16 protein-coding genes and 1 pseudogene are annotated in these 26,216 nt (G+C 45.2%); 4 read left to right on the top strand and 13 right to left on the bottom strand.

Features of this window, described 5'->3' with window-relative positions:
- Window positions 1-25: 25 nt before the first annotated feature.
- From P4S58_RS01865 to P4S58_RS01920, 12 genes and pseudogenes are all read right to left on the bottom strand, one after another.
- The gene (locus P4S58_RS01865; RefSeq protein ID WP_337162810.1) at window positions 26-2,428 is read right to left on the bottom strand and encodes a GH36-type glycosyl hydrolase domain-containing protein; all 2,403 of its coding nucleotides are present in this window, start codon (window positions 2,426-2,428) and stop codon (window positions 26-28) included.
- A 117-nt stretch (window positions 2,429-2,545) separates the two neighbouring features.
- A complete protein-coding gene (locus P4S58_RS01870; RefSeq protein WP_102968079.1) occupies window positions 2,546-4,459 on the bottom strand; it encodes a beta-N-acetylhexosaminidase in 1,914 nt (637 codons plus the stop codon).
- Between the two features lie 39 nt (window positions 4,460-4,498).
- On the bottom strand, window positions 4,499-5,374 hold the full coding sequence (locus P4S58_RS01875) for an N-acetylglucosamine kinase (RefSeq protein ID WP_102968080.1): 876 nt from the start codon (window positions 5,372-5,374) through the stop codon (window positions 4,499-4,501).
- Window positions 5,367-7,129, bottom strand: a pseudogene (locus P4S58_RS01880) (glycoside hydrolase family 9 protein). Before P4S58_RS01880 ends, P4S58_RS01875 begins: the two are co-directional and overlap by 8 nt.
- A gap of 108 nt (window positions 7,130-7,237) precedes the next feature.
- A complete protein-coding gene (locus P4S58_RS01885) occupies window positions 7,238-8,233 on the bottom strand; it encodes an ABC transporter ATP-binding protein (RefSeq protein WP_042484453.1) in 996 nt (331 codons plus the stop codon).
- A 51-nt stretch (window positions 8,234-8,284) separates the two neighbouring features.
- On the bottom strand, window positions 8,285-9,268 hold the full coding sequence (locus tag P4S58_RS01890) for an ABC transporter ATP-binding protein (RefSeq protein WP_102968082.1): 984 nt from the start codon (window positions 9,266-9,268) through the stop codon (window positions 8,285-8,287).
- Between the two features lies 1 nt (window position 9,269).
- Window positions 9,270-10,295 carry an ABC transporter permease gene (locus P4S58_RS01895; RefSeq protein WP_102968083.1) on the bottom strand — a complete coding sequence of 342 codons (1,026 nt, stop codon included), beginning with the start codon at window positions 10,293-10,295 and terminating at the stop codon, window positions 9,270-9,272.
- Window positions 10,296-10,297: 2 nt separating this feature from the next.
- A complete protein-coding gene (locus P4S58_RS01900) occupies window positions 10,298-11,284 on the bottom strand; it encodes an ABC transporter permease (RefSeq protein WP_102968084.1) in 987 nt (328 codons plus the stop codon).
- Between the two features lie 145 nt (window positions 11,285-11,429).
- The gene (locus P4S58_RS01905; protein ID WP_102968085.1) at window positions 11,430-13,100 is read right to left on the bottom strand and encodes an ABC transporter substrate-binding protein; all 1,671 of its coding nucleotides are present in this window, start codon (window positions 13,098-13,100) and stop codon (window positions 11,430-11,432) included.
- A gap of 799 nt (window positions 13,101-13,899) precedes the next feature.
- Window positions 13,900-17,286 (bottom strand): response regulator, encoded by a 3,387-nt coding sequence (locus tag P4S58_RS01910; RefSeq protein WP_337162814.1) that lies wholly within the window; start codon window positions 17,284-17,286, stop codon window positions 13,900-13,902.
- 161 nt (window positions 17,287-17,447) lie between these two features.
- Window positions 17,448-18,473: a 16S rRNA (guanine(1207)-N(2))-methyltransferase RsmC gene (gene rsmC / locus P4S58_RS01915; protein ID WP_112403399.1), complete on the bottom strand. Its 1,026-nt coding sequence runs from the start codon at window positions 18,471-18,473 to the stop codon at window positions 17,448-17,450.
- A 103-nt stretch (window positions 18,474-18,576) separates the two neighbouring features.
- Entirely contained in the window at window positions 18,577-19,662 is a 1,086-nt protein-coding gene (locus P4S58_RS01920; RefSeq protein ID WP_102968088.1) for an AI-2E family transporter, read from the bottom strand.
- A 37-nt stretch (window positions 19,663-19,699) separates the two neighbouring features.
- On the opposite strand from P4S58_RS01920, the gene P4S58_RS01925 reads away from it, so the two are divergent.
- Window positions 19,700-19,858, top strand: a complete 159-nt coding sequence (locus tag P4S58_RS01925) for a hypothetical protein (RefSeq protein ID WP_180980412.1) — start codon at window positions 19,700-19,702, stop codon at window positions 19,856-19,858.
- 44 nt (window positions 19,859-19,902) lie between these two features.
- Here P4S58_RS01925 and hemL read toward each other — a convergent pair whose 3' ends face one another.
- Window positions 19,903-21,198 (bottom strand): glutamate-1-semialdehyde 2,1-aminomutase, encoded by a 1,296-nt coding sequence (gene hemL, locus P4S58_RS01930; RefSeq protein WP_102968089.1) that lies wholly within the window; start codon window positions 21,196-21,198, stop codon window positions 19,903-19,905.
- A 292-nt stretch (window positions 21,199-21,490) separates the two neighbouring features.
- Here hemL and erpA point away from each other — a divergent pair, with 292 nt between their 5' ends.
- The 3 genes from erpA to P4S58_RS01945 all read left to right on the top strand — a co-directional run bounded on the left by erpA (window position 21,491) and on the right by P4S58_RS01945 (window position 26,157).
- Window positions 21,491-21,832, top strand: a complete 342-nt coding sequence (erpA, locus tag P4S58_RS01935) for an iron-sulfur cluster insertion protein ErpA (RefSeq protein ID WP_042484430.1) — start codon at window positions 21,491-21,493, stop codon at window positions 21,830-21,832.
- 96 nt (window positions 21,833-21,928) lie between these two features.
- On the top strand, window positions 21,929-23,062 hold the full coding sequence (locus tag P4S58_RS01940) for an efflux RND transporter periplasmic adaptor subunit (RefSeq protein ID WP_102968090.1): 1,134 nt from the start codon (window positions 21,929-21,931) through the stop codon (window positions 23,060-23,062).
- An 8-nt stretch (window positions 23,063-23,070) separates the two neighbouring features.
- Entirely contained in the window at window positions 23,071-26,157 is a 3,087-nt protein-coding gene (locus tag P4S58_RS01945) for an efflux RND transporter permease subunit (protein ID WP_102963243.1), read from the top strand.
- Window positions 26,158-26,216 lie beyond the last annotated feature (59 nt).

A 26,216-nucleotide genomic window follows, 5' to 3' on the forward strand; every position in this document is an offset into this window, starting at 1 on the left:
ACTTACGCTGAACGCAAAGCGCGTACTAGCCCATTACCACTGTTATTTGGTTAACGCTGCCTTGTGGTTGAGCGTTGATTGCATCAGCCTGCTCACCATTCACCGTTATTGACTTAACGCCTTTGCTTACACCATTCGGGTTTAGCACTTTGATCTGGTAAGTTGCGCCGCGCCATTGACGAGTCACTTCAAATTCCGGCCAAGAGGTTGGAATACAAGGATCAACGATTATGGTATCAAAGCCAGTACGCACACCTAGGATGTAGTTAGTCGCTGCATAGTAAGCCCAGCCTGATGTTCCGGTTAACCATGGGTGATTTGCTCGACCATGATCCTGATGATCGCGTCCCATGATGAACTGTACATAGGAGTAAGGTTCCGCAACGCGAGTCTCAATCATATCGTTCTGGTTATATGGGTTAAGAGCGTCATAGAACTCCATTGCTCTGTCGCCACGGCCTAATTTCGCCTCTGCTACCCAAGCCCAAGGGTTTGGATGAGAGAAAATCGCGCCATTTTCTTTTACGCCCTGATAAACACGAGTAACAAAACCGATATCATCATTCGGTGTTGCGAATGATGGCGCATTCAGGTGTAAGCCGTATGGCGAGAACAGGTATTTGTAGACCGCATCCATGGCTTTTTCACCGCGCTCTTGAGAAACCGCGCCTGATAAAACGGCCAGAGAGTTGGACTCAAGATGCACTTTGCCTTCCACCTGTTCAAAGGTGCCGATCTTGTCGCCATCTTTGGTGAGACCACGGATATACCACTCGCCTTGTCCATCCCATAAATGGGTTTCACAGGCATCACGTACACCGTCAGCCATTGCTTGGTATTTGCTTAACGCCTCACTATCGTTGCGGTAGTTAGCTAATTCAAGGAATGCTTCCAAAGCCCAGAAATGAAGGAAAGAAACCATTGCGGATTCACCGCCGCCTAAGTTCAGACAGTCGTTCCAGTCAGCGCGCAGGCCTTTACAAATACCCGTTTGTCCGACGTATTCGGCTGAGAAATCCAGAGCTGCCATCATGTGTTGGTAAACTGTTGCGTTACCACCATCAGCATAAGGGATCACTTCATCAATAAAGCCGAAATCGCCCGTCTCTTTTACGTAGTTAAGAATGGTTGGCACTATCCATAGATGATCGTCAGAACAGGTATCTTTAATGCCGTGGATCTTATCTTCGTCAGAAGGTGTTGGAACGACAGTCGGTGATTTTGAAGGTTTTACATCGGCTTTTTCTGGATCAAACCAGTCTGGATCGAACAGGTGTAAACCGTAGCCCGCTTTCACTTGCCCACGCAGAAGATCCACTAAACGTTTACGCGTCATCGCTGGGTTCGTATGCGGTACCGAAATCGCATCTTGCGCAGTATCACGATAGCCAAGACCAGTACGTCCACCTACTTCAATGAAAGAGGCGAAGCGTGACCACACCACACAGGTTTCTGCTTGATAGAGCGTCCAAGCGTTCAACATAGTATCTAAGCCTGCATTCGGAGACTTCACTTGGAACTTACTGCAACGTTCATCCCAGTGTTGTTTGATACCTGCAAAGGCTTTATCCACTTCGTTCAGGTCTTGGTATTTAGCTCTAAGTTTCTCGCCATTACCTTTGCCGACACCGAGTATGACTGCAAAGCGTACTTTCTCGCCCGGTTGTAGTGTGAATTGCTTATGCAAAGCGCCACAGTGGTTGTAACAGGTTTGTGTGCGGTTAGAACACTGTCCCTTTTCAACAGCGATTGGGTTAGCTTCGTCACGGTACATACCTAAGAAGGTATCTCGTTGTCCGTCATAGCTGTCAGCATCGAACGTTGCAGTTAGGTAGTAGTAACCAAGGAAATCGTCAGTGTTGTAGTAAAGATCGTACTCAATGACGCCATCTTTGTAGTCTGTACCCGCAGAATAAAGGGACATCTGATGGTTCTGATTGTCCGAAGCAATATGACTGAAAGAGAACTCAACATAGTTAAATGCACTGATAGTTCTAGCACGGTCAGAGGTGTTTTCAATCACAACATCCCAAACTTCCGCATCTTCACCTTTAGGTACAAACAGCGTTTTGCTTGCGACAATACCGTTGTAATCACATTTAAATTTTGAGTATGACAACCCGTGGCGAACTTCGTAGTTGGCTTGCTCTAAACTTTTTGCTACTGGCTGCCAAGAAACAGACCAGAAATCACCAGTTTCGTCGTCGCGCAGATAAACATAGTGACCCGGACGATCTTGGGTAAAGTTAGGACGGAATTTGGTGACTCGGTTGTACTCAGGTGAGTGATAAAACGAGTAGCCACCTGCGTTGTGAGAGATAACGCTGCAGAATTTCTCCGTTCCCAAATAGTTGGTCCATGGCGCAGGTACGTCTGGACGTGTGATGACGTATTCACGATTATCGTTATCGAAATAGCCGTATTTCATGGTGATTTCCTTTTTCTAAAACTGCGAATAACGCAGTCAATGTCGATGCTAGCGAACTTGAATATGTACTTACTTCCATCTCATGCTTTGGCATGGGAATGGCAAAAATGAATAACGTTACTTCCAAGGAGATCGATAGTGGATCTCCTGTTTATCCAGCAATGGTAAGTGCCCTTTGAGGCGAGCCAGATAATCAGGCCAGTCACGTAATGAATTCTGTGTCCATCCTGCTTCCGCTAATGCGGTGAGGCGAGGGTAGAGCATGTAGTCCATACGAGATTGGTCATTGATAATTTCGCACCACAGTGCGCTTTGCATGCCTAAGATGCGTTTGCGAATCGGGTGGTCGGCGGGAACTTCTGCCAAAGGTTCGTAGCTGTATGCGCGTTCCAATGGTGTGACGCCAGCCCAGGCAACACCGGGTTCTTCTGGTGCATAGTCCTGAACAATATCGAGATAGGTGTACTGACCCGGTTGCAAGATGACATCAAAACCTTGCTTGGCGCAGTCCAGTGCCGCTTGTTCCGAAAGCCAAGAATAGATAACCGTGTCTTTACTGACTTTGTTGCCATGTTGCGCCTCTTCCCAGCCCACCATACGTTTGCCTAAAGAACGTAATTTTTTCTCAACGTAGCGCAGTAAGTGACTTTGCAGCTCTTTGGCATCCTCATAGCCATGTTCTGCCATCAACGCCTGACATTTTGGGCTGTTAATCCATACGCCATCAGGAACTTCATCAGCACCGATATGGATAAAATGACTTGGGAACAGAGCGGCGACTTCTTCCAAAACCAGATCCAAAAAACGATACGTTTCAGGAAGGGCTGGTGATAAAACGTTGTCGCTATAGTTCTGGATACTGCGATATTCAGAGCGATCTTCAGTATCCTCCAGCCATTCGGACAGCGAACGGATCGCAGCGCGACAGTGACCCGGAATATCGATCTCAGGAATAACTGTGATTCCTCGATCTCCGGCATAAGCGATCACTTGCTTGATCTCTTCTTGGGTGTAATAGCCACCGTGTTGATCGGTGACAGTACTGAACTGAGGACCAATCTCTTTGTCTACACCGCGCCAAGCGCCAATATTAGTCAGTTGAGGCAGTGATTTGATCTCAATGCGCCAGCCTTCATCATCGGTGAGATGCCAGTGAAAAGTGCTGAACTTGTAGTGAGCTAACTGATTGATCAGACGCTTTACGCGTTCAACCGGATGAAAATGACGAGCGCAGTCGAGCATCATTCCGCGATATTTGAATCGTGGTGCATCGCTGATTTTGACGCACGGAACAACCAAGCCGTCTTGTGTGCGTTTAATGAGTTGCAACAGTGTCGCCGAAGCGTGCACAAAACCCACGTGACCGCTGGCTTCTAAGAGTATGCCTTTGGTGTTAACGGTCAGGTGATAGTGTTCTTCATCTAATATTGGATTACTTTGATAGACAATGTCCGCATTGCCAATTGGTTGAGGTTCAAACTCATAAAGATATTTGAGTTCTTGTTGCAGCCACGAGGCAGCTTGTTCCGCATTAGTAGAGTGCAGTGTAATCTGGCTGGTGGATGCTAAAACATAATGTCCGGTCTGCTTTTCAACCTTGTTCGGTTTAGGGATCAAACATAACTCTGCCGCTTCTGTCGCAGGGATCTCATTACGTTCTTGATATGGAGAAGCCAGAACAATCGGAGTGACAGCGACATCGTAGCGAACCGTTGCTTCAGTATGATTGAGCTGTACAAACGCCTCTTTAATTCCGTCACTGTAAAAGCGGAACGGTGCTGTTTTTATGCGAAATTCACAGTAATAGTGACCATTAGCTGGCAATACCGCTTGATGCGGTAATAGGCTGCAGAAGCTTCCTACCTGATGGAGTTCGCCGTTGGAGACACTGTCAGGCTGGATAAAGCGATCCATGATGAAATGCAATGACCAATCACTTAGATCTTGCTCACTTAAGTTGTGTAGTGTCAGGCCAAATCGGCAATCATTCTTCTGTTCAGAAAGTACAGCAAAGTCAATTCGATAGTTCATCATTAACCCTTAATAGAAATTCTCTTAATACAACTTCTTCTAATACAAATTGTGTGCTGGTTTGCCAGCAAACATCAGTGCGCCCTCAATAGCGTCGAACTGAGGAGTAACAATCCATTGTTGAACGGGCGGAGATAGCCAATCCAAAATGCGTTCTGCAATACTGCCCATCAGACAAATTTTCTCTGCCCCTTTGCGGTGTAAAGCATTGAGGAACATTTCGATATCTGCAGCGGTTTGTTGAAGAAGTTCAATCGCCAGAGGATCGTGTTGTTGAGCATGAGAAAAAATGGCTGGAGAAAACTGTCCGTAATCACGAGGTAAAGCCGATTTAGACCATTCGACAATCTGGTCTACATCGTTATCAAAATGCTCCATGACATGCTGACTTAGAGGAGAATGAGGACGAATGCCATCTTGAGTCAGAATGACTTTTTGAATCAGTCTCAGTCCCATCATGGCACCGCTGCCTTGGTCTGAAATTGGAAATTCTCTGCCTCCAACCACATGTTGTTGACCGTCTTTGAGTAAAATTCCGCAAGAGCCAGTACCAGCAATCATAATCGCACCGTCATGGCCGTTATGAGCACCGAGACATGCCCCGTAGGCATCGGTGTTCAAGGTTACAGAAGCGAATGGGTGAGGCTGCTGCATAAAGGCAAACCATGCGGACTTTTGTTCCGCTCCCGCTAAAGCAAGGCCGACATGCATTCTGTGTAAATAGGTTTCATCCAAGCCACCTTGTTTTGCGGCAATACGAACGGCTTCAGTGATTGAACGCAACGCAATATCTACGCCCAGCAGGATGTTGGCGCTGCCGCTTTTGCCTTCACCGATGAGGTTGCCGTCAATGTCGCGAATGCGAGCCCGACAAGAGGTACCGCCACCATCAATGCCAACGAAATAATTACTCATGGCTTTGCTCCTGTTGCTGTGCAGAACAGGCTGCTTTGAAGTGCACAAACTGGCTCATAATTGCCATTAAGTACCAAGCACCATGTGGGATCCATTGTTCCCCCCAGCGCCAGTTTTGCATCATGTCGTCTTTCTGTTTTTCAGGATTGAACGCAATGCCCTGCGGATCATCAAAACCTGCGGTGATGCCATTGCAGACACCGCCCTTGGCATTGAAAAAGCCTAGGTGTGGTAAGTAGTCAGGATTGTTGCGTCCATGCCCGTCGAGCATGCACATGTCGTAAGGGTTTAAGCCTGTAACCCAGTTAAGCGAATTTTGTGCAAAGCTGAGCAACTGGTTTTTTAGTTGTTGGTCTTGTAAGTACGGTTGTACTTGATAAGCCATTGCTGCCAGCGAAGCCAGACGGGCATTCTCGCCTTGCCACCAATAGCCTGATTCGTTGTTTTGTGAAATAAAGAATGCGCTGCGCTTTTCTCCATCGACGTCTTTAACGTATTGACGTGGGTAGCCGAACGGGTTGCAAACGGACTGAGTAATCGTGAGTTCAAACTGACATGCTTGAGCCACGACAGTGCGAGCTTTTTCCAAACGTTCTTTGTTCGTTTCAATATCCAGATACTCGCACAAAGCAATGACAGGAAGCCCTGCTTCTGATGCGTGATAGTAAGGACGGCTGCCATCGTTGTTGGCAGACCAGAAACCAAGATGATTGTCATCGTTGTGCTGTCTTGCACATAAGCGTTCAGCCCATGCTTGAGCTTCTTGCAAATACTCTTGTTTTGAACTGCTTGAGCGATACAATTCGCATGCTGCGAGTAGGGCGCAGTATTCATCAATGATGTTCTCTTCACCGTCATTGAGATAGCGGGTATTGCACTCTTTTAAATGCCAATAACCTTTCTCAGCAGCAGCCAGATATTGTTCACGGCTGAATTCGCCATCAATATCGCATCTTGCAGCGGCTGCAAGTGCGGCTATTGCCACACCGCCACCTTGACGAAAGCCGGCTTGATAATCGTTGGATTTGTGACCCTGCTGAGTTTCATAAGCACAGATTTCTCTGCGCTTAATATCCTTACTCCACTGGTCGAAAATCGTCATATAAAAAATCCCTCGGAGTGCTGCATACGAACTAAGAAATCAGCACCAAACAACGCCTCTTCCTTAAGGCGAGTGCGAGAAAATGCAGCAAACTCCGAGCGATGGTCTAAAATCGCTAACCCTTTGAATAGGTTCCATACCACAATGGGGGTTTGTTGTGGATTCAAATAGTTAGCGTAAGAAAGGTGACTTAAATATTTGCTAACGTCACCTGAAGCGTCGTACCAGCCACCATGCACATCGGCAGTGGATGATGTGCCTAACAGAGGTACAGACTTATCTTGCTTGTCAAAAATTCCGCCACAGCGTTGTGACTTGAAATAATGCAGCACGTCTGAAAAAGTGCGCTGCATCAGTAGACCTTGAGCAATAGAAAAAACTTCAGATTGCGTACTTTCAGATTGAGAGTTTTCAACACGTAAGTAAAAACTGCCTTCTCCAGTAAACTGAGAGAAGTCGATACGGTGAAAATATCCGTGATGCCAATTCGCCACTTTACCTTGTTGCTCAATGTGGAGTTGAGCGACAGTCTTATGGCTATAACTGCAAACAAGTTGAGCAAAAGTAGAGGGTAGTTCTGAGGTTCCACTCAAAAGCACTGCCTGCTTTGGTCCCAATGTTTCATAGCCAATGTGGTTGATTAGTAACTGCATTTAGGTCTCCAGTTGCCTTTTGACCAGCACTGCTTAGCAGCGCTGAGCCTTCTTAATACATCAGATTCGCCCAAGACGAAGGCGAGCCTATTAATTGTTATTAAACGCTTAGTTTTCGTATAAATAGCAACGGACAAAGTGGTTATCCGCCAGTTGGGTTATTGCTGGTAATTGCTCGCGGCACTTGCTGGTGGCATGAGTACAGCGTCCAGCAAACGGGCAGCCAACCGAAGCTGGTGTCCACAACGGGATCTCACCTTTGTTGCCTTTCAGTTTTTCGTGGATCGATTTTTTTGGATCCGGAACCGCTGAAACCAGTAACTGGGTGTAAGGGTGCTGCGGATCGTGAATGATCTGCTCGGTATCTCCCCATTCCACCATGTGACCGACATACATCACGGCCAAATCTTCTGCGATGTAACGAGCAGTGGCGATGTCGTGAGTGATGTAAAGAAGTGACATTTTCTTCTCAAACTTCATCTCTTCCATCAGGTTCAAAACACCGGCACGGATTGATACGTCAAGCATTGAAGTCGGTTCGTCAGCCAGCACAACTTCAGCACCTACAGCAATGTTACGTGCTAAGTTGACACGTTGACGCTGACCACCTGAAAGCTGGTGCGGGTATTTCGCTGCCGTCTCTTTTGGTGGAATTAAGCCCACCTGCTCCAACAGGTCATACACACGTTCCTGAAGCTCTTTCTTGTTGCCTGATTTCACTTTTTTATGAATCAAAAGCGGGCGGGCAATATGGTGGAAAATGGTATGAGTCGGGTTTAGCGAGCCAAACGGATCTTGCCAAACCATTTGTATGCCTTCGCGGTAATGCATCAGATCAGAACGAGATTTGATCTCTTGAATGTCACGACCTTTGTACTCAATGTTGCCTGAAGTCGGAGCGTACATTTTGGCGATCATTTTAGCGGTAGTGGATTTACCAGAACCGGATTCGCCAACCACGGAAAGTCCACGACTTTTGTACATCTTGAATGACACGTCGTTGATAGCTCGCATCATTGGTTGCTTTAATGTGTTGCTGTTGATCGGGAAGTCTTTAACCAGATTCTTCCCTTCAATTAATAGATTTTCGTTTTGAATATTCATATTTCTTTCCACCCCTAACTTTTCGAATAGCGTTGCTGTACACGTCTCAAGCTATAGCTTTACCTGAGCAATCGGCTCACCATAGAGGTGGCAATTGGAAAAACGTCCCGGCTCTATTTGACGTAGCAGAGTCGGTACTTTGGTACAGGTTTCATGGACACGGTCACAACGAGCCTGAAAACGACAACCTTGCGGAATTTCAAGTAAGTTCAGAGGGTTACCCGGAATTCCCGTAAGTTTGGTTTTTGGCCCCGTTAGTGGTGGAAATGAGCTTCCCAGACCTTTGGTGTAAGGGTGGAATGGGCTTTGTAGAATTTCTTTTGAAGGCGCAACTTCAATCAGTTCACCGGAATACATGATGCCAATACGATCTGAGAACTCGACCATCAGTGATAAGTCATGAGTGATAAACAAAATAGAGAAGCCGAACTCTTCTTTTAATGCGTAGATCTTTTGCAGAATCTCACGCTGAACCACCACATCAAGTGCAGTGGTTGGCTCATCCATGATGATCATTTTTGGATTAAGCGCTAACGCAATCGCGATCACCAGACGCTGACGCATACCACCTGAAAATTGGTGTGGGTAGTCGTTCAATCGGCTCGGGTGAATATCCACAATTTCCAACAGACCTTCAGCGCGGCGTTTAGCCTGCGCACGAGTCAAATTGGTATGGCGCATAATCACGTCACAGAACTGCTCTTCCATGGTGAGAACAGGGTTAAGAGCATTCATCGCACTTTGGAACACCATCGACATCTGGCTCCAGCGAAATGACTGCATTTTTTCGTCGCTGTATTGAAGAATGTTTTCGCCATTGAAGATCACTTCGCCACCAGTAATAAACGCAGGCGGCTTATGTAGGCGCATCAACGAGAAGGCAACAGTTGATTTACCACAACCAGATTCACCCGCTAAGCCAAACACTTCGCCTGGTGCGATATCAAAGCTGACGTTGTTACAGGCGCGAACATCGCCTGCATCAGTAATGTAGTCCACGCATAAGTTGCGGATTGAGATAAGTGGTGCTGTCATGTTATTTGTCTCCGCTCCATAGTGCATTTTGAGGTGGTAGGTTAGGCTCACGCTGTGATTTGTCTTGTTGAGCGAGTTTCTTCCAACGCTTCATCCCTTTATGAGAACGCAATTGTGGGTTAGCGATTTCGTCTACCGCGAAGTTAAGCAGTGCCAGACCAGTGACGAGTAACGTCAGTGATAAACATGGAGCTAACAGTTCCCACCAAGCGCCAACCAACATAGATGAAGAGGTTTGCACGTTGTAAAGCATGATGCCCCAACTGATGGTGTTCGGATCGCCCAGACCTAGGAAGGAGATAGTGGCTTCCATCATCACGGCGTACATTACTGAGCCGATAAAGCTTGCGCCGACAATTGAGATAAGGTTTGGCAGGATTTCAACGAAGATGATGCGCCATGAACTCTCACCTAATACTTCAGCCGCTTTTACAAACTCTTTTTCACGCAGTGCAAGTGTCTGAGCTCGAACAACACGGGCGCCCCATGCCCAGGAGGTACACCCGATAATAAGGGAGATGGTCAGTGGGCCAGCTTCACCAATGAAAGCGGCAACCACGAACAGCAACGGGTACTGAGGGATAACCAACATGATGTTCATTGCGGCGGTTAAGAAGTCATCGATTTTTCCACCGAAGTAGCCCGCTGAAACACCAATGATGGTTGCTAGGAAACAAACGGTGATACCCGCTCCAAAGCCTACCGCTAAGGATACGCGTGCGCCGTAAGCAACCTGTGACCATACGTCACGACCCATGCGAGTTGTGCCAAGGGTATGATCCGCTTTTTTCGACATCGTCAGAGTTCTTCTGTCTGTCGCCAAATTCTCAGCAACCCAGCCATTCGGGTCACTTTTAGCGGCTTTCACAACAAACGAAGGGTACTCATGCGGATTGCCTGTACGTTTATCTGGTGCGTGTTTGGTAATCAGCGGTGCAGCAAGTGCGATAAATAAGAATACTGAGAGAATCGCGACACCTATCATGGCGACTCGGTTGCCTGATAACAGTTTCCAAAGTGCTTTCATGATTATTTACCTCCCTTACGTAGACGAGGGTCGAGTACGACATACAGCATGTCTGCGAGCAGGTTAAAGAACAGCATAAACAGAGTCATGATAAGAAGTTGGCCTTGTAGAACTTGGTAGTCACGAGCTGTGATTGCGTTAAACAGCACCGTACCAAGACCTGGGTAGTTGAAAATGATTTCGATAATGAGCTGACCACCGATAGCCATACCTAATGACATCGAAAGCGCAGTGACACTTGGCAATAATGCGTTGCGAGCGGCGTAGTTGAATACAACGCGGTTTTCACTCAACCCTTTGCCTTTCGCCATCGTGATGTAGTCTTCAGCAAGTAGGTTAATCATGTTGTTACGCATGTTGACCAAGAAGCCACCGATTTGAACGATAGAGGCACAGATAAGTGGAAGTATTGCGTGGTAACCGACATCTTTAATGAACTCCCAGCTTGTCCAGTCAGGAATGGTACCTGCAGTGTAGGCATAGCCGGTTGGGAACCACTTTAAGCCGATAGCAAAAATGAACATGGCCAGCATGGCGATAACCACTTGTGGAACCGCTTGAATGACGAGCATTCCCGGTGTGATGAATGTGTCGTAACGACTACCGCGTTTCCATGCGGCAAAGATGCCGAGAACTGAGCCGATTGAGAAAGAGATAATGACGGCAGTACCGGCAAGGAAAAGTGACCAGCCAAATGCACCTCCTAAAAGCTCGTTAACGCTCAGAGGATAGAACTTAATTGAAGTACCCAGCTCCCAGCTAAAGATACTTTTCATGTAAACGGCGTATTCTACGTACCAAGGTCCACCAACGAATCCAAGTAACTCCTTCATTGCGGCGATACGTTCAGGCGTGACTTGCACTGTCGCGTTAGCAAACATCATGGTAACTGGGTCACCAGGCATTGCTCGTGGAATAATGAAATTGATCGTTGCCGCTACAAGTAGCGCGGCGAAATAAAATGACAAACGTCTTAAAAAATAACCCATAACTTACACCTTACTCACCCGATATTTGTTTACGTGCTAGCGAAATTTAGAGCGAGAAATCCCCTGACGCATGACGCCATCTGTTTTTCAAATAGAGGGGGATTTAAATAGGCGGCGTACAGAGTACGCCGCAAAGAACTAACGTTTACTTAACTGGTTTTAGGTCCAGTACGTGAAGTAGACGTTCTGGGATACCAGCCCATACACTTGGACGACCTTTCGCGTTGTCTTCGTTCCACCAACCAGTGAATCGAGTAGTGTTGTACTGGTACATCCACGCGCCCGACAATACAGGGATAGTCACTTGGTTTTCAGCGATGATCTTCTGAATACCGTGCGCAATTTCTACTTGCTTGTTCTTATCTGCTGTTTTGTAGAAGCTATCAAGTAGTCCGTCTAGCTTGTCGTTTTTGTAGAAGTGCATCGCAAAGCGAGGCATACCTTCACCAACTTGACGTGCAGAGTTGTAACCATCATTCCAGTAGGTATAAGGATCTGCACCGTGGAAGTAGTTGGTGTACGCTACATCGTAAGTACCTTTCAGCATTGCTTCGTTGTATACAGCAAATTCAGGAGTACGAGCTTTCGCTTGAATACCCACTTCATTTAGCTGTTCAACAGCAAGTTGAACTGTGTTGTTAAAGTCTGTCCAACCGTTTGGTGATTGAACAAGTAACTCGAAAGATTTACCTGAAGGTGTGTCGACAAAACCATCACCGTTCACATCTTTAAAGCCTGCTTTGGCAAGAAGCGCTTTTGCTCCTTCAACATCGTATGTGTTGAAACTTTTGTACTTGTTGTGAACCGTTTCATCAGACCAAGCTTCAAATGCATAACCTAAGCCAGATGCGAAGTCGTTCACTGTACCGCCACCGTAGAATGCGATGTCGATAATGGTTTGACGATCAATCGCCATAGAGAAAGCGCGACGGAAATCTACGTTGGTCAATGCTTCTTGTTTAGCTGGATCTGGGTTTTTGAAGTTAACCACGAACGCTTGAGTACCAGATGCTGGGTACCAGTAGTGGTGGTTAGGACTTGCTGCTGCGTAAGTGCGGTCAATGTCAGGAATGAATGATGAAGTCCAATCCAGTTCAGAGTTCACAACTTTACCCAATAGTTGGTCGTTGTTTGCGATTTGTGGAACACGTAAACAATCAACTTCTAGGTTTGCAGCATCCCAGTAATTAGGGTTACGACACTGAATGTAAAGCTGCGGAGTAAAGGTGTCGATTTCAGTAAACGGACCAGTACCAATAGGGTTTTCATTGGTGAAAGTGGTAGGTTCTTTGACATCTTTCCAGATGTGCTCAGCTACGATCGGAACAAGCGAAATTTCGTATGGTACGTTGGAGTTCGCTTCAGTAAGTTGGAAGCGCACGGTGTAGTCATTTACTTTCTCTACACTCTTAACCCATTTGTTGATACCACGTTGGTCAAGCTCTGGTTTGTTTTTCAGTAGGTTGTAAGAATAAAGGATGTCATCTGCAGTAAACGCTTCGCCATCAGACCATTTTACGCCTTTACGAACGTTAAACGTTACGCTCATAAGGTCGTCAGCCATTTTGTAGCTTTCTGCAAGACGCATCACCGGAGTGTTGCCTTTCATCTCGTTAAAAACCACTAAAGGTTCATAGATGAAATCTGTGGTTGTACGTAGGTTGGTTGCTAGGTACGGGTTGAAGTTACGAACCATAGTTGGGTAGAAATCAGGTACTATGGTTAGCTCACTGCGTGCTAGTGCAGGAGCTGAGACGCTAATTGCTCCAGCGATAACGGCTGTTGCAAGTGCTGTCTTTTTAATATTGGCAAGCATAGCTGTTCCTTACTGTTTGCTTCATTTCACGAATGGATATGAATTTCATCAACGGATGAACTATTTCCAAAGATTTACCTCATATTGAGTTCCACCTGCGGAGGAGCAGGTGGAATATGAGTGGCCTGTAAACCGTTGGCTGAGGTAAGAAAACACTTTGTATGAACATTTAGCAATTCCATTTCTCGTTAAAAACGTCAAAACTCATCCATTCTCCGTCATTAACGTCAAAATCAGTTATGATTGATGGTCTTTTAACCGTTTTATCTCGGTCATAAAAGCTTATAAATTACATGTCTTTTTGTTTGGTGTAAGTGTCTACTTACTTGTAATGCCTTTACTTTATTGGTGTTATTTTGCTTTTCAATAAAGTGAGATTATTGTCACTACCACTTTTCTCCGTTAATTTGTTTTCATGAATTAATTCTGGCGAATTGTTGTGATTCAAATCCCACGGACAAACAATTTGTTCTTTTTATGCTATCTCTAGCTACTTTTTCGGGCTGAAAATGGGGTGATTCTAACGACAATAACTAAAAATAAATGCATTAATTTTCTTCGTAAATTAACTTAAGTGAAACGTGTCTACAGCTTGGTTAAGTTTGAGCTCTCAGTTACTGATATGACGTCAGGAGAGCCTCTAAAGAACGCTAATGGCTGCTTTTGTCGATAAGACTCCTCTTAGCTAAAAAGCCTTACCGAAGAGGGTGAGACGGGGTGGGAAGTGATTTAACTAACACGCATAAAAAAGCCCACGTAAGTGGGCTCTTAGAGTTAATGATTCGCGCAGTTCATGGTGTTACATAGCAGCGATAAGTTTCTGCAACTTGTTACGCAGGGCTTCAAGGTGAATACGTTCTGATCCCGGCTCATTGTGATGCTCAAGGATGTAATCGAGCGAGTTTAGTACGGTACGCCAGCGTGGGGTTTTCGGCAGCGTTTCGATACGCAGATACTTGTCGAGTGTACGTGTTTGCAAAGTGCTTCTGTCCAAGTAAACACGCCACAGTCCGCTTTGTTCTGCAAAAGTGAACTTGGTTTGGCCGGGAGCTTTCTCCCAGTAGTTGAGGGCGCTTGTCATCGCATCAACAAGTACTGCACGCATAAGCTCTTGCTTGGATTGATTATCGCCTTCTGCTTTATCTGCAATTCTGGTGAACTCTCCGCCCAACTCTTTAAGTTGCTGCAGTCTTTCTTTATCGCCACTAAACGCATAACTCGATAGAGCATCAACGGCCGTTTCTAGGTTTTGTATTCTTTGTGCGCTCTGAGCCCCACCAACATTTAAAATGTATATAGCCTGCATTCCAGAGCCTTTAGGAAGCTTTAGAATATCCGCAGGTAAATGAAGGCGTGAATCTCCGACAAAAATATCGACTTCACCACAATAGTGTTGCTGGGTAATGTTGAGATGCTTGTGGGAAAAAAGCTCTTCAGCGCTTGAGCGTTTTAGCTGCTCTTGTGTGCGCTTAAACAGCCTGGATGCTGCTTGGTTTGCGAACAGAACCTTGTTGTTTTCTTTGAGGCACACAATGGCCTCCGGTGCCGATTCTAACTGTTCCAGCAATCGTTCTTGCGTTTCGAGTAAATCGGCTTCGACGACATTTCTTTGCTTGAGTTCGTTTTGTAACTCAAGATTTTCTAGTCGTCTTTGTTCTGCCTGACTTGCAGCCATATGAGCATGAATCCTCGCTGCTAACTCTTTTTTATTGAACGGTTTTGACAGATAGTCATTCGCGCCAGCGGCAAAGCCTCTTAAGCGATCTTCTGTTTGATTCAGCGCAGTAAGCATGATGATAGGTAAATCGGTGAGGCTGTATTTTTCTCGCAGCTTTTCACACACTTGGTAACCGCTCATGCCCGGCATCATAATATCGAGTAGCAGTAGTTCTGGCTTTTCGTTCTCAACGGCCCTGAGCACTTCGTTACCATCAGCAACGGTACGTACGCGATAACCTTCCAAGCGTAAGAAGCTGTCGAGAATTCTCAGGTTTACAGGTTCGTCATCGGCAACCAGAAGTAACGGTCCGTCACTGTTCTCCGGCAAATTGCTGGTATCGGGCAGCTCAACCTCTCCAACTTCAAGTACTTGATAGTGAGGCTGTTCAGTCAGTCTCGCTCGTTCAATATCTTCTGCTGAAGCGATAGGCAGCGTGAAGCTGAATGTTGTACCAACCAGCGGCTGGCTGCTGACATAAAGAGTGCCGTTCATCAGTTCAATCAGTTGTCGGCTAATTGATAAGCCTAATCCTGAACCTTGGCGATAGCGGTTAGTTTCGACGGTTCCTTGAATTAGCGGCTCAAAGATATGTTCCAATTGTTCTGCTGGAATGCCCTGACCAGTATCAACAACTTGGACACGAATCTGATCATCAATTTGAGAGGCTGAGATAACAATTTTGCCTTCCGACGTATATTTGATCGCGTTACCAATCAGGTTATACAGCACTTGCTCTAAACGCTGCGGATCGGCGAAGACCCAGAATTGATTATCTGATATTTGATTGATGATCCGAATTGGCTTCTTACCGAGCAAGTGGTTAGAAAGTTCTAACACTAAACGTGTTGAACTGGACAGATCTACCGCATCACTCTGTATATCGAGATTGCCATAACGCATTTTGTGGTAATCGAGTAAGTTATCAACCAAGCGAGCAAGACGTTGTCCGCTGGTGGCGATGATATCAAGTTGATATTTGTGATCAGAAGTAATTGGACCGTTAGCACCAGATATTAAGGCTTCGGCAATACCAATCATTCCGTGTAATGGAGTTCTCAGCTCGTGAGAGGTGGTGGCTAGAAACTCATCTTTTAGTTTGTTTGCAAGCTGCAGTTCATCGTTTTGCTTGCGAATGATTTGGATGTTTTTTTCTAATTCACTATTTTGCGATTTGATGAGTTGAATTTTTTCGCGTATAGACCGCTGCATGCGTTCAAAACTGACAGCAAGACGGCCAATTTCATCTTTACGCTCGGTATTAATCATACTTTCATCGAGATCGCCTGCCGATGCACGTTCAGCTGCCCACGTTAGCCTTAACAGTGGTGAAGTAATGAAGTTTGAAAGCATGTGTGACGCGATAACCACTAGCACGATGGCGGTAAGCATGGCAAAAATGAACAGTTTTTCTAACTGGTTTACTCGTGCAAACGCCTCTTTTTCTGGCAGCTCTACGACAATAGCCCAATGTGTGCTATTGAGGTTAATTGGAGCATAAGCAGCGATGTTCTTCTCACCAACGGCATCGGTGTAAGTGCCTACATCGTGCTTGCCAGATAAGGCTAAGCTAATGACTTCACGGCTTTTATCTATATCTTCTTGTAGGTAAGAAAGTGTACGCGAGCGGTGATCCTGGCCAACAAGAAGTGTCTGCATTGGTGAGTTTTTGCTATCCGCTATGAGCTTGGTTATCCCTTTGTTTGGCAGGCGGAACATCGCGTAGCTATGTAGATAGCCTTGCTGGATAATTGGTGCGCCAAACCAAGCGTACTGTTGTGCGTTTTCTTCAATAAAATCGGATTGAATGACAGGGGTAAAATCCTCGTTGGTTTCTCGGTGTTCGGAAACGGATTTTTCCAAGCGCTGAAAGGTTTGACCTAAGTTCGCATCTTTGAATTTTCCGCTAAACAGGTTGGTACCGAACTCTTCATTTTTATTGATCGAATAAGTGACGTTACCTTGTAAATCGACCAGTAAAATATCATCGAAATCAGAGCGTTTGAGCAATTCCATGTATGCCCAATGATAGCGTTTATGCAAAAGGCGGTAGCGCTCACTGCCAACATAACTGCTGGATTGCGGTAACACCGACGTTTTAACTTGATCTCCGGAACCTAGTATATAGCGCTGTTGAGCATTCTCTCTGGCTTGCTCAATATTTTCACCCAAACGTGTAAAAGCGTTGACTAGGCCATAAAATCGTCCGCCACTGGCGTAAGCAAGCTCTGAGCGGACAAAACCCATCACCTCAGACTCTTTGGCGTTGAGGTAGTCGATAACTTGTTGTTGTTTGGTATCTCGAACTGACAGTAGGTGAGAGGTACTTTGTTCTTGAAGATCGTCAATATGAGACTTCAAGAAGAAAATGGCTGTGACAGTCAGTGGAGTAATGCTGAGAACCAGAAAGGCCAGCATCAGGGTGTTTTGTAAGCGTTTAAACTTTTGCCTGCGATAAAACCTGAACATATCAAAGAGAATTCTTTCAATGAAACTTGCAGGAAAACCTGCAAGTTGTGTGATTGAGTAAAAACGGGTTACGCAGAAGTTAACAAGTTTTTTTCTTTGACAAGTAAGTCCCACTTAAAGCGTGGACATAGGCTCACTTTTAGTTAATTTGTAACCAAGTGTTAGGATTTTTTTGCGTGATAAATAGCGAATTTGTTGGTCTTATTTAACGTCTCGCAATTACCTAATGATTGTTCAATAATCGGTTGGTATTTCAAGAAACTATTAGCTACAACGAACAGTTCACCTTTATTGGTTAAATTGCTCGGTGCTTTCTCTAATAAGGTTTCTGTTGCGTTATAGCTAGTGTCTAATCCAGCATGAAAAGGAGGGTTAGTGACGATGAAGTTATAGTCTGACGCGGTATCTGAGTAGATATCTGATGCGAATACACGACCGGATAAATGGTTGGCTTTCAGTGTTTCTTCACTTGAGCGCACAGCCAACGCACTAATATCACACATTTCCAGTTGAATATCCTTGTTCAAAGTTGCCATCACGCAGCCAAGAACACCGGCTCCGCAACCAAAATCAAGTACTTTACCACTGAGATTCGGCAAGGTATCGAGCAGTAATCGACTGCCCAGATCAAACTCACCATGGCTGAATACGCCAGGCAAGCTACGAATGGTAAGTTCATGTTCTTGATATTGAACGGTATAAGACTTGAACCAGTCTTCGATCTGGAAAGCTTTTGGCTGTTCTAAACATTGCCCCCAATAGAAAGAGCAACGGCGGGCAGAATCGAACTTTGTCACACTGCCATAATCTGCAAACATCTTCTCGATGCTTTTTACACCAGAGCGGTTTTCGCCGACCACGACGATCTCTGTATTTACTCCAAGTTTTGCCATCAACATAGCAAGCAGATATTCCGCTTCCATCTTTGCTTTTGGCCAGTAGATAAGCACCATATCTGCATCGATATCGCCTTCTAGCTCAGCACCAAAATGGACGCTAATCGCTGATTTCGATTTAAGCTGACGATAGTAGCCATAGTTGGTGGTAAACACAGAAACTGAAACACAGTGCTTGGCAAGTTCGACAGGAAACAGATCTTCAGCTTCACCTGCTACAAGTACTTTTTTATTCTCAAAGTACGCAAGCTGGCGTTGAGCAATTTGGCTTGGGGTAATGTAATTAGACATTTAGAGCCTGTGGTTTATTTAAAATCTAGGGTTTTAGGTTCAATTAAGCTAGGTTCAATTTTGGAGCCGATTCTCGCATAGTCGGCTCCAAGCATGAAGCTTTTTAGCTGTTGTCTTGGTTATCGAGGAAGTTGTGGAACTCTTCTTCGTAAATATTAAACAGTACGATGGCGATCGCGAAGATCAGTGGACCATAAATAAGACCAATCAAACCAAACAGCTGAATACCACCCAGTAGAGAGAAGAAGATCATCAGAGTGTTCATTCCCGCACTGCCTTGCATCAGGAAAGGTCTGAGTAAGTTGTCGATAGAGCCGACAATGGCAACGCTCCATACCGTAAGGAAGATAGCCCAAGTAATCTCACCCGTAAGGAATAGATACGTCGCGGTTGGGATCCAGATGAGCGCGGTACCGACAACAGGAATAAACGACGCAAACCCCATCATGGTTCCCCAGAACAATCCCGGAAAGCCTGCTAACCACATACCAATACCACCAGCAACGCCCTGAGCGATCGCCGTAAGGAAAGATCCCATTACTGCTGATTTGGACACGCTTTCAATCTCATCCAATAAGCGGTCTTCTTGGCTACGAGACAACGGCAATATATGACGAATAGTTGAGATGATTTTTTCTCTGTCTCTTAGCAAGAAGAACAGAACAAATAGCATCAAGAAGAAGCTCATAATAAAACTTGTCGCATCACCTAATATCTTGGCGCTGATGCCAACCAGATTAGTGCCAAAGCTGGTCGCGAATTGTGCAATTTTCTGTGCAATTTGTTGTGGGTTAATACCATCAAAAGGTAAATACTGATTAGCTAAAGCTAATCCTTTTACCACCCAAGGATGGTTAAACAGAGTCTGAATGCCGCCATGGGTTACCCACTGATAAACGTTCTGAGAAAACTTAGATCCTTGCTGAACGATCGCCGCAAATACGAAAAGCAGCGGAATGACAATAATAAATGTCAGAATAATGCAGGAGAGCAATGATGAGATGTTTCTATGTGTGGGCATCATGTTGTCTAATTTTTCATGCAGAGGAATCATAAGCATGGAAATAATGAATGCCATAACAATCGAATTGATATAGGGTTCTACGAGTAAGTAGCAGGCGAAACCAGCGACGAGTAGGGCAATAACAAGAACCCAATGACTGGATGAAATTTTGATTTTTTCTGGCACTTTTGGCTGTCCTTGGAATCAAATAAGTATGTTTATAATGGCTGTAATTCAGTCGGTTAGCAATGAAGAGGGTATTATGGGATGTTGCAATGATGAGAAGTGTTGCGAAACTAAGAATGTAAGACGTCGCAGAATTTCAATGATTGGCGTTGTTGTCGCCGTTCTAGTTGTACTTGTTATTGCCAACTGGAAATAAATTAAGGCTGCCGAAGCAGCCTTATTGTTCAAACTGGTTATGGGTTACTTCGCTTCAGCTGCAATAACAGCTAAACAGTGATCCGCAGCTTCAAGTGTCGCTTCGATTTCTCTTGAACCGTGAGCCAGAGAAGTAAAGCTTGCTTCAAATGCAGACGGAGCAAGGTAAACGCCTTTGTCCAACATTAAGTGGAAGAAGCGCTTAAAGCGTTCGATATCACATTTGGTCACGTCTTCGTAGCAGGTAATGCTTTCCTGCTCAGTGAAGAAGAAGCCAAACATACCGCCCACTTGGTTCACGACCATTGGGACACCATGTTTATCTGCAAGGTATTTAAAACCGTCAGCTAATTGCTTAGTTTTAAATGCAAGACGTTTCTCGTTACCTTCTTCTTTCAGAAGACTCAGACACGCAAGGCCCGCAGCCATCGCTACTGGGTTTCCTGACAATGTACCAGCTTGGTATACAGGGCCTGTTGGTGCGATAAATTGCATGACATCTTTGCGGCCACCAAATGCGCCGACAGGCATACCGCCGCCAATCACTTTACCTAATGTTGTTAAGTCTGGCTTGATATTGTAATGAGCTTGAGCACCGCCTAGTGCAACGCGGAAGCCTGTCATTACTTCATCAAAAATCAACAATGCACCTTCTTGGTCACAGATCTCACGTAGACCTTCGTGAAAGCCTTCCACTGGTGGAATACAGTTCATGTTGCCTGCAACAGGTTCAACGATGATACATGCAATTTCACCTTTATTTGCAGCAAACAGTTCACGTACTGATTCAAGATCATTAAAGCGTGCCGTTAATGTGTGTTTTGCAAAATCAGCAGGTACGCCAGGGGAGCTTGGTTGACCCAGCGTCAAGGCACCTGAACCTGCTTTTACTAATAAGCTGTCAGCATGACCGTGGTAACAACCTTCAAACTTGATGATCTTGTCACGACCAGTGAAACCACGCGCTAGGCGAATTGCACTCATGGTCGCTTCTGTACCAGAGCTCACCATACGTAGCTGTTCCATTGAAGGAACTAACTCAGACACTAGCTCAGCCATCGTGATTTCGATTTCAGTCGGAGCGCCGAAACTCAAACCACGGTTTGCCGCGTTGATCACTGCTTCGCGGATAACGGCGTGGTTATGACCAAGAATCATAGGTCCCCAAGAACCTACATAATCAATGTATGCTTTACCATCAGCATCAAAGATGAATGCGCCGTCTGCTCGCTCAATAAAAATTGGAGAGCCACCAACACCGTTAAACGCACGAACAGGAGAGTTAACGCCGCCAGGAATTTTTGATTGAGCTTTGTTATAGAGATCAGCTGATTTGGTCATGGAATCTTCCTCTTTATTGTGTCTCGGACCAAGTTGCTGTGCATTGTACGCTTGTGAGTGCAGAGGTGAAACGTTTTAACTAAATTTCTGACCCTTCTCACTGAGTTATCTAGTTTAATCAGCAAAAATGGAGCTCATCATTTCTGAAGACTCTGAACTAAGTATCGGTGAATACTTGAACGTATAGGTCAGGTATTAGATAATCGCCGCATTATCAAAAAAGAGTCATGTCCATCAGATTGATCTAGTGAATAATATCTGGTGTACATTTACGCGACTGAGAGAGGTCATTGTGAGTGATGTAAATGTACCGTTATCCTTTTCGGATGCAGCAGCAACACGTGTTAGAGCGTTGATTGCTGAAGAAGAAAACCCGGCACTGAAACTACGTGTGTATATTACAGGTGGTGGTTGTAGTGGCTTCCAATACGGATTCACATTTGACGAGAATGTAAATGATGGAGACACCACAATCGAAAATAGCGGAGTAACCCTAGTGGTTGACCCTATGAGTCTGCAATATCTGATTGGCGGAGTGGTTGATTATACGGAAGGGCTAGAAGGTTCTCGCTTTTTTGTAAACAATCCAAACGCAACAACCACATGTGGTTGCGGTGCATCGTTTAGTGTTTAACTAATGATGTAGAGTGAATTAGCTATCTAAACAGCTGATTCACTCTCCTTGCATATTTGAGTTGTTGTGCAGGGACATATATATAAAGGATTGTCCATGTCTCATGTCTCATTGAGAAGCTTACTTGGCGGGCGACATTTTACACAAAAGCCTTGGCTCGTTTCTTTCATACTGATCATATTGTTAACCCTTTGGCTGAGTCTTGGCTCACTTAACGCACAAGAGCAAGCACCAGAAAAATCTGCAGATACTATCCCACTTGCTAAAGTGATGTATCAAACCTTCCATGCTGAACCTACGGAAAAGAAAATCGATCTTTACGGCCGCACAGCGCCAGATAAGCAAGCTCGCTTATCTGCGGAAATCGCAGGCAAGATCTTACTCACCAAAATCGACAAAGGTGACAAAGTCTCTAAAGGGCAAGTAATTGCGCTTATTGATCAAGGTGATTTGCAATCTCAGCTTGATCGAGCAAAGGCTGTGTTGTCGGTAAAACGTCAAGAGTTCAAAGCGGCAGAGTCGCTTAAAAATCGTGGATTGCAGGGCGAAATCGCTTATACAAACGCTCTTGCAGAACTTACCGATGCCAAATCCAGTGTGAAAACGGTCGAAATGCACCTAGCGCACACTTCAATTGTTGCACCTTTCGATGGCGTAGTTGAAAACTTGTTTATTGAACAGGGCGATTTTGTTGGTGTTGGCGACCCAGTAGCAACCTTGATTGATCTTAATAAATTGGTGATAGAAGCGAACGTGAGTGAACGCCACATTCAGAGCATTACTAAAGGTCAACCAGCAACCATTCACTTTATTCAAGGTTCTCAAACTCAGGGAACCGTGCGTTATTTATCTCAGCTTTCTTCTCCTTCAACCAATACTTTCGCTATTGAGGTGGAAGTGCCTAATCCGAACCAGCAGATCCCAGCAGGGGTAAGCACTCAAGTTGAACTGAATTTAGAAACGCAAATGGCAGTGAAAATTACTCCAGCCATGCTTGCGCTTGATGATCAAGGAAACTTAGGGGTGAAAACCTTGGTTGAAGACAGGGTTCATTTCGTTCCTATTCAACTGGTCAAAGCGGAGCAAGACGGCGTTTGGTTAACTGGATTGGGTGAAGAAGTCGACATCATTACACGCGGACAAGGTTTTGTGCGTGATGGTGATAAAGTCGCAGCGATTAAGCACACAGCAGATAAAGAAACCCAACCGTTACAGGACAGTAAGCCTTAGGAGGCGACATGTTTGCGTTAATTGACGCGGCACTGTCGCGTACTCGAACTATGCTCGTGCTATTGGTGTTTATTCTTGTAGCGGGTGCATTAACTTATGTCACGATTCCTAAAGAATCGAGTCCAGATATTACTATCCCAATCATCTATGTTTCTGTTTCTCACCAAGGTATTTCACCGGGAGATGCGGAGCGTTTGATTGCCCGTCCATTAGAGCAAGAATTGCGTTCCATCGAAGGCATTAAGGAGATGACGTCTAATTCTTCTGAAGGCCATGCTTCTGTTGTTCTTGAATTCAACGTCGGTGTCGATCTTGATAAGGCGATGGCGGATGTGCGAGATGCGGTAGATTTAGCTAAGCCGAAATTGCCAGCCGACAGTGATGAGCCAACCGTAAACGAAGTGACGTTAGCGAATGCACAGCCAGTATTGTCTGTTGTTTTATACGGCACAGTACCTGAACGTGGCATAGTACAAATCGCTCGTCTATTAAGGGATAAGTTGGAAAGTTTCCGTCAAGTTCTAGAAGTGGATATTGCCGGTGACAGAGACGACATCGTTGAGATCATTGTCGATCCACTGCTCATGGAAAGTTATGGATTAGATCAGGGCGATATTTACAACCTGATAGCGTTAAATAACCGTGTCGTCGCTGCAGGCTTTGTAGATACGGGATATGGTCGATTCTCTGTCAAAGTTCCTTCAGTGTTTGACTCGATAAAAGATGTCTTAGAGTTGCCAGTGAAAGTAGATGGTAAGCAAGTTGTCACATTCGGAGACATTGCAACAGTACGACGTGCTTTCAGAGACCCAAGCTCGTTCGCCAGACTGGACGGCAAATCAGCCATCGTTTTGGATGTTAAAAAGCGAGCGGGCGAGAATATCATTGAAACGGTAGAGCTGGTCAAAACTGTTATTAGTGAAGCGCAGAAGCGAGAAGATTGGCCATCCAACTTATTGGTCAAGTACACGTGGGATGAATCTCAAGATGTTGAGATGATGCTTAATGACCTACAGAACAATGTGTTATCAGCCATTATTCTTGTTGTTATCGTTATCATTGCCGTATTGGGAGTGAGAACAGCATTGTTGGTTGGTGTTTCTATCCCAGGTTCATTCTTAATCGGCTTGCTGACACTTTCGGTATTTGGATTAACCGTTAACATCATCGTATTGTTCGCGCTGATTATGGCGGTCGGTATGCTGGTGGATGGCGCGATTGTTGTGACCGAGTTTGCCGATAGGCGAATGCAGGAAGGAATGCCTAGAGGGGAAGCTTATCGCGATGCAGCGAAACGTATGGCATGGCCTATCACGGCTTCTACTGCGACCACTCTCGCGGCGTTTGCCCCTTTGCTGTTCTGGCCGGACGTAACAGGCGAGTTTATGAGGTATTTACCTCTGACTCTGATTGCTACGTTGACCGCTTCATTAATTATGGCGATGCTGTTTGTGCCAGTTTTAGGTAGCGTAATGGGGCGTCCTCAAAACGTAACTCCCGAAGCGAGAGCCAATATGGTGGCTCTACACGAAGGCGAATTTGATAAAGCGACGGGTATCACCAAGCTTTATTACCAGACGCTTTCTGTTGCTTTACATCACCCGCTGAAAATCCTTTTGAGTGCGATTGTCATGTCTGTCGCAATAGGATTTGCCTATGTCAAAGCTGGTAACGGTGTGGAATTTTTCCCAGAAGTTGATCCGCCATATTTCAATGTGAAAGTTCGCTCTTACGGTGATCTGTCGATTAATGAGAAAGACACCATCATGCGCGAAATTGAGCAGGTAATGCTAGGCCATGATGAATTTGAAAGTGTTTACACTCGAACTGGTGGGGATGATGTTATCGGCCAAATTCAAGTTAAACCTGTGGAATGGCAGTATCGTCGTAAAGTCATGGCAATAATTGATGAGCTAAAACTGACCACAGATAAGTTCTCTGGTGTTGAGATCGAATATAAGTTTCCGGATGCGGGGCCGCCAGTCGATCATGACGTGGTTATAGAGCTTTCTGGTAATAATGCTCAAGAACTAGAGTTGGCGGCTAAGACAGTTCGCCACTGGGCTGACAGTAATGCTGCGTTTACCAATATTAGCGATTCATCTTCAAAGCCGGGTATCGACTGGCGGATTGATATTCGTCGCGATGATGCTTCTCGCTTTGCTGCTGATGCAACTTTGGTGGGTAACACAGTTCAGTTTGTTACTAATGGTCTAAAAATTGGTGATTACTTACCCGATGATGCCAACGAAGAAGTGGATATTCTTGTTCGCTACCCAGAAGACAAGCGCGATATTGGGCGGTTTGATCAACTTCGGGTAAAAACACCTGCTGGTTTAGTGCCGATTACCAATTTTGCTGAAATCAAGCCAGATCATAAACAAGATACGATAGAACGTATTGATGGACGTCGAGTTATCAACGTGATGGCTGATTTAAACGAAGGCTACAACTTGGCGCTAGAGTTACCGAAAATCGAACAAGCGTTGGCTGAGTTAGGGTTACCACCAAGCGTTGAGTTTAGAATGAGAGGCCAGAACGAAGAGCAAGAGCATTCGGCGGCTTTCCTAGAAAAGGCGTTTTTAGTTGCATTGGTGGCTATGGCCGTAATTCTGATTACTCAGTTCAACAGCTTCTACCAAGCATTTTTAATCTTGAGTGCGGTACTGTTTTCGACGGTTGGGGTTTTCGCTGGTTTGTTGATTTTCCAGAAACCGTTTGGTGTGATTATGTCCGGCATTGGCGTTATTTCACTGGCAGGTATTGTGGTAAACAATAATATTGTTTTAATCGATACTTATAATCAGCTGATAAAACGCGGTTTGGATAAGAAAGAGGCAATACTCCGAACAGGCGTTCAACGTTTACGTCCGGTATTGCTCACCACCATAACCACGATCCTTGGCTTATTGCCTATGGTTCTGGAAATGAATATTGACTTGATCAACCAAAAGATTGAATTTGGTGCACCAAGTACTCAGTGGTGGTCGCAATTAGCAACAGCCGTCGCTGGCGGCTTAGCATTTGCAACAGTTCTAACTCTGGTATTGACGCCGTGTCTATTGATGTTGGGACGAAATAAGCACCAAAAATAGCGGTTAAAAAAGCTGACAAAACGCATAAAACAAAAGGGCTGAGTTTATATTCAGCCCTT

The sequence above is a fragment of the Vibrio sp. Hal054 genome, assembly GCF_037162405.1.
GTDB classification, from domain to species: domain Bacteria; phylum Pseudomonadota; class Gammaproteobacteria; order Enterobacterales; family Vibrionaceae; genus Vibrio; species Vibrio diazotrophicus.